Genomic DNA, 4,820 nt, shown 5'->3' with positions numbered 1-4,820 from the left:
GAGATGCCTTCTTCCTGGGCCACTTCTGCCACCGTGCGGTTGTGCGGCGGGAGCAGCTTCTTGAGGATGGCCTCCCGGCGCTCGTCGGAGTACTTCATCGGAACCTCATCACGCCCCATATGGTTCAGAGTCTAACAGCCGCTGATACTCCAACTAGCGTGACAGTGGGGGTCCTCTTGAATCGTGTTCTGGCAGGAACATCATGATTCTACAAGAGAAAACCACTCGCCACCTTCGTTTTCAGGTCGGCCTCATGAATAAGCCGGGATACAGCAGTGTCTCCTTTTGGTGACGCTGCTGTCGTTTAAAAATGACAGCATCTAGTCATCAAGGACTGTCTTCGGTTAATATACGGTTTCACTAAATTTCACATATTTGGATATAGACATTTTTAGCAAGCTAATGTTCTGTACCAAAGAAGGTGTTGCTGTAGAGCGGTACCTTGCGGTAGCAGTGGAGTTTAAAACGTAAATTACTGTTACAGGAGTGTTACAATGTCTAAGAAAAAATATTTAAAGCCTGCTAGTGTTCTTGCCGCGGCATTGACATCGATATCCACTAATGCTGCTGTCTTGGATAAACAAGCACCTGAAGTAGAACAGAAACTGAATATTCTTGTTTCAGAGATTAATATTGATCGGCCGATTACAAAAGAGATTTTTATAATAGAGCGCCCCATGTCTTTGGTTCAAGGTGTATCATTAGCATATCATACTTCACATCGTTCTCATTCTTCACATAGTTCTCATTCATCGCATCGTTCTCATTCATCTCATTACTCTTCGTCTTACTGATAGATAAATAAGTGATATTAAAAACATGCATAAAATAAACTTGGTAGATATTGCAAGTGATACTAAATTGATATCAACCGAGATTGATCTCGCTGTTGTTTCACTTGAAGCTCTTAAAAAAACTTGCTACAAGTTTTCAAATGAATTTTTCTACAATCTTCAGTTATCTAATGGCGGTGAGTCCGCTGTAGTTGAATTTCGCGTTCCAATTGATCTTGGAAAAGAGAAATTCGAAGATATTTTGCAAAAATTTTATCGCGAAGCCCTTGATCAAGAGCTGCGTGAAGTCGTTTTTTCTAAAACTGAAACGGTACGTAATCTTATCTTAGCGAATGCTTTTGCAAACACAGATTTGGTTGAATGAAATGGATAAAAAAATAAGCGGGCTAGCTAAAAAATTTCAATCTCCTGACTTTTATTCAAACATTCAGACTGAAGGAAGTAGTTATAAGTTGTTACCCTTCAATTTCGAGAGAGTTAAGGGTGATTATCTGCTGACGAATGAAGTAGGTGAATATGTAAGGCTTAAAGAAGAAGAGCTGACAGCATTTGTTCATCAAAGGCTTGATACATCTTCGAAGAGTTATGCCGCATTAAAATCCAGGCATTTTCTTTATGAAGCTGGGGAAGAGTCGCCCATTGATCTTTTATCTCTAAAGCTTAGGACCAAGCATTCTGTTTATAGGCAGTTTACCTCTTTGCATATTTTTGTTGTCTCATTGAGGTGCGACTATTCTTGTCCATATTGTCAAGTTTCTCGGAAGAAAGAAGCAGCTAGTGAATATGATATGGATGAAGCAACCGCTTTGCGGTCACTCGATTTTGTGTTTCGTACTCCATCAGAGTATATAAAAATTGAATTCCAAGGGGGCGAGCCACTCCTTAATTGGGAGATGATTAAATTCATCGTTATTGAAGCTGAAAAAATTAATAAAATAGAAGGCCGTAATTTGGCATTTGTCATTGCAACGAATCTTACCTTGGTTAATGATGAGATTTTGGAGTTTTGCTATCAGCACAATATATTAGTATCTACCTCATTGGATGGACCTTCAGAAATACATGACCGTAATAGGCCAAGGCCAGGAAAGGACGGTCATGAAATTGTAAGACGTAATATTGAGAAAGTAAGATCAAGGCTTGGCCCAGATAAAATAAGCGCTTTGATGACAACTTCAGAGCTCAGTCTTTCGAGCTCTAATGAAATTATTGATGAATATCTTGATGCAGGTTTTAATGGAATATTCTTGCGTCCATTATCTCCTTACGGGTTTGCAATCAAAACCCATCAAATTGAAAAGTACGATTTTGAGAGATTTTTCGAGTTTTATAAGGAGTCACTGGGATATATATTTAAGATTAATGAATCTGGTGTCACTTTTACCGAGGAATATACATCTCTTATACTAAGAAAAATATTTCAATCTTATCCAACTGGCTATGTTGACCTACAATCACCCGCAGGTGCAGGACTATCTGCTATTGTATTTAATTACGATGGCGACGTATATGCTTCAGATGAGTCTCGTATGCTGGCCGAGATGGAAGATAAAAGGTTCAAGCTTGGCAATATACTGACCGATTCATATGAAACTATTTTTTTGGAATCTGGCCTGTTGGATGTTATAGAAAATTCTTTGACGGATAGTATGCCTGGTTGTTATCAGTGTGCATATAAGCCATTCTGCGGCAGTGATCCTGTTTATCACTATGCTACGCAAAAAGATTTCGTTGGACATAAAGCATTCAGTAGTTTTTGTGTCAAGACTAAGTCGATCGTAAATTATCTTCTAGATATCATGGAGAATGACCCTGTACGACGTAATATTCTACAGAGTTGGATTTAGCAATGATTAAACTTTATTCAAAAGAATGTCGATTTTATAATTGGGAAGAAAGTCCTGAGCCGATAATTCTTTCTGTTACTGAAAATCCGCATTTACCTAGAGTATTGGCAAAAAAGTATGCTATTGTCCTCGATAATGTTAATGACTATCCAGAGGATATCCTCTCTGGTTATGCAGCTATACTTTCCAGGCAGTCAATACAAGATGTCCGCTTAAGTAAATTCATATCTTTAGATCCGGAGTTTTCTTACATCAAGAATGGCGATGTGATACGAATTAACGCCTATGCAAATGAAATTCGTGTGCTGTTTAGGGTTGATTCAGATCATAATAGCTTATTGGTAACCGAGCGCTGTAATAGTTTCTGCTTGATGTGCTCCCAACCTCCTAGGAATGTTGATGATAGTTACCTTATTAAAGATGCCTGTGATGCTATTAAGTGTATGCCGCGTAGTGCTACATCTCTAGGTATTACTGGTGGTGAGCCGACGTTACTTGATGACGGTTTTTTAGAAATAGTCCAAGCTGCATCTAGCTACCTTCCAGAAACATATCTACATATTCTCACTAATGGAAGAAGCTTTTCTGATAGAGCTAATTCACGAGCTCTTAAGCGAATAAAACATCCTAATTTGATGTTAGGTATTCCACTTTACTCAGACTTGTCAGAACAACATGATTTTATAGTTCAAGCGAAAAATGCATTTGAAGAAACTATTAAAGGGATTCTTAATCTTCGTCGTGATGGAGTACGCGTAGAGTTAAGAGTGGTTATACATAAGCAAACTTATTCCCGCCTACCAGACTTGGCTCGATTTATTGCAAGGAATTTGGCATTCGTAGAACATGTTGCATTTATGGGGTTAGAGCTAACTGGATTTACAAAAGCGAACTTCAAGGCGCTTTGGATCGATCCTCATGATTATAGAAATGAACTGGATCAGGCATGTAGAATCTTACAGGCATCTAGAGTTAAAACGATGATTTATAATCATCAATTATGTCTTTTGTCAGAATATTCCCGTGAGTTCTCCGTCAACAGTATCTCTGATTGGAAAAATGAATATTTAGAAAAATGTACTCCATGTATGCGCAAAAACGAATGTGGCGGCTTCTTTAGTACAGGGTTTAGCTTAACGAAAACAAGTGATTTTATCAAACCGTTCATGGAGCTTGAAAAAATGATTCCAGTTAAGGAGATATGTTAATGAATTCAAAATCTGAAAATGAAATAGGCTTTTATAAAGCATTGGATTCGGCGCTGGCACAAGAACTTATCTCAGTCAATGAGTTCAGGAGTAAGCTTGGGTTTGCTTATATAAATAGTGGTGATGTCACTATTAAAGGAAATGTCCTCGAATCGGTTTGGGAAGAAAAAAAGAAGAGAAAAACCTGACTTTTGGTTATGAAGAACAAGTGCAATACCTGCTGATTAAGGTATTGCACTTTAGTTTGAACTGTTATCTCAGCGATGTCTGTCAAGCTTGTTGGAACCTGTAATCAGGCGGCTTCTAATCGCTGATCCTGTTGAACCAGCGGGTCTTCCTGGTCGGGGTTCAGCCAGACTGTCCGGCGCGGTGTCCAGTTGCGGGTGGCACTGCTCCACCGCCCGGGATGTTGCCGTTTCGCCTCGGCATAGATGGCGTCTCGCCTTGCCAGCACCTCGTTATCCAGGCCGGCATGCCGCTCCCCCGGGGTGACGAACCGTATGGCGCTGTGGCGGTGTTCGTGGTTGTACCACTGCACGAAGCGCGTCACCCACTGCTGCGCCGCTGACAGGTTCTCGTATCCGTCCATCGGGTAGTCGGGCAGGGAAAATGCATGAAAAACCGCTCTACGACGGGCCTCGTGGCGCTTTACCAAAAGGACCTCATGTGGTCATTTAGCAGCTTTCGCTCATGGATGATCCGATGCTGACACCGTCTCTTATGCACCATTTATCGATTGTTCCCGACTTCCGCCAGGCGTGGAAAGTGCAGCATCAGCTGTCGGATATCTTGTTTCTGATCGTCTGTGCGGTGATCTGCGGTGCAGAAGGTTGGGACGAAATCGAAGATTTTGGCCGCGCGAAGTTGGACTTTCTTCGCCAGTACGGCGATTTTGAAGCTGGCGTGCCGAGTCACGATACCTTGGCCAGGGTGATGGCCCTGGTGAATGCCGAGCAGCTGCAAACTGCATT

General features: G+C 41.1%; 7 protein-coding genes. 6 read left to right on the top strand and 1 reads right to left on the bottom strand.

The window, feature by feature from the left end:
• Nucleotides 1–494: 494 nt before the first annotated feature.
• The 5 genes from BF12_RS23635 to BF12_RS23615 are packed head-to-tail and all read left to right on the top strand — an operon-like array spanning nucleotide 495 to nucleotide 4,037.
• Nucleotides 495–794: a hypothetical protein gene (locus BF12_RS23635; RefSeq protein WP_156941202.1), complete on the top strand. Its 300-nt coding sequence runs from the start codon at nucleotides 495–497 to the stop codon at nucleotides 792–794.
• A 25-nt stretch (nucleotides 795–819) separates the two neighbouring features.
• Nucleotides 820–1,158 carry a His-Xaa-Ser system protein HxsD gene (hxsD, locus tag BF12_RS23630; RefSeq protein WP_024953188.1) on the top strand — a complete coding sequence of 113 codons (339 nt, stop codon included), beginning with the start codon at nucleotides 820–822 and terminating at the stop codon, nucleotides 1,156–1,158.
• Complete coding sequence (gene hxsB / locus BF12_RS23625; protein ID WP_211242476.1) at nucleotides 1,133–2,641, top strand: His-Xaa-Ser system radical SAM maturase HxsB; 1,509 nt, start codon at nucleotides 1,133–1,135, stop codon at nucleotides 2,639–2,641. Before hxsD ends, hxsB begins: the two co-directional genes overlap by 26 nt.
• A gap of 2 nt (nucleotides 2,642–2,643) precedes the next feature.
• Complete coding sequence (hxsC, locus tag BF12_RS23620) at nucleotides 2,644–3,849, top strand: His-Xaa-Ser system radical SAM maturase HxsC (RefSeq protein ID WP_084488179.1); 1,206 nt, start codon at nucleotides 2,644–2,646, stop codon at nucleotides 3,847–3,849.
• Nucleotides 3,849–4,037 carry a hypothetical protein gene (locus BF12_RS23615; RefSeq protein WP_024953186.1) on the top strand — a complete coding sequence of 63 codons (189 nt, stop codon included), beginning with the start codon at nucleotides 3,849–3,851 and terminating at the stop codon, nucleotides 4,035–4,037. Before hxsC ends, BF12_RS23615 begins: the two co-directional genes overlap by 1 nt.
• 104 nt (nucleotides 4,038–4,141) lie before the next feature.
• Here the strand turns inward: BF12_RS23615 and BF12_RS23610 are convergent, their stop codons facing one another.
• Nucleotides 4,142–4,504, bottom strand: coding sequence for an integrase core domain-containing protein (locus tag BF12_RS23610; protein WP_024953185.1), 363 nt, complete (start codon nucleotides 4,502–4,504; stop codon nucleotides 4,142–4,144).
• 47 nt (nucleotides 4,505–4,551) lie between these two features.
• On the opposite strand from BF12_RS23610, the gene BF12_RS23605 reads away from it, so the two are divergent.
• Nucleotides 4,552–4,820: ISAs1 family transposase (locus BF12_RS23605; protein WP_024953070.1), on the top strand; the 269-nt coding region annotated here is incomplete at its 3' end.

This window comes from Cobetia crustatorum, from assembly GCF_000591415.1.
Lineage (GTDB): Bacteria > Pseudomonadota > Gammaproteobacteria > Pseudomonadales > Halomonadaceae > Cobetia > Cobetia crustatorum.
The sequence above is the reverse complement of the archived record's forward strand: the minus strand, read 5'-3'. Positions and strand labels throughout refer to the sequence as shown.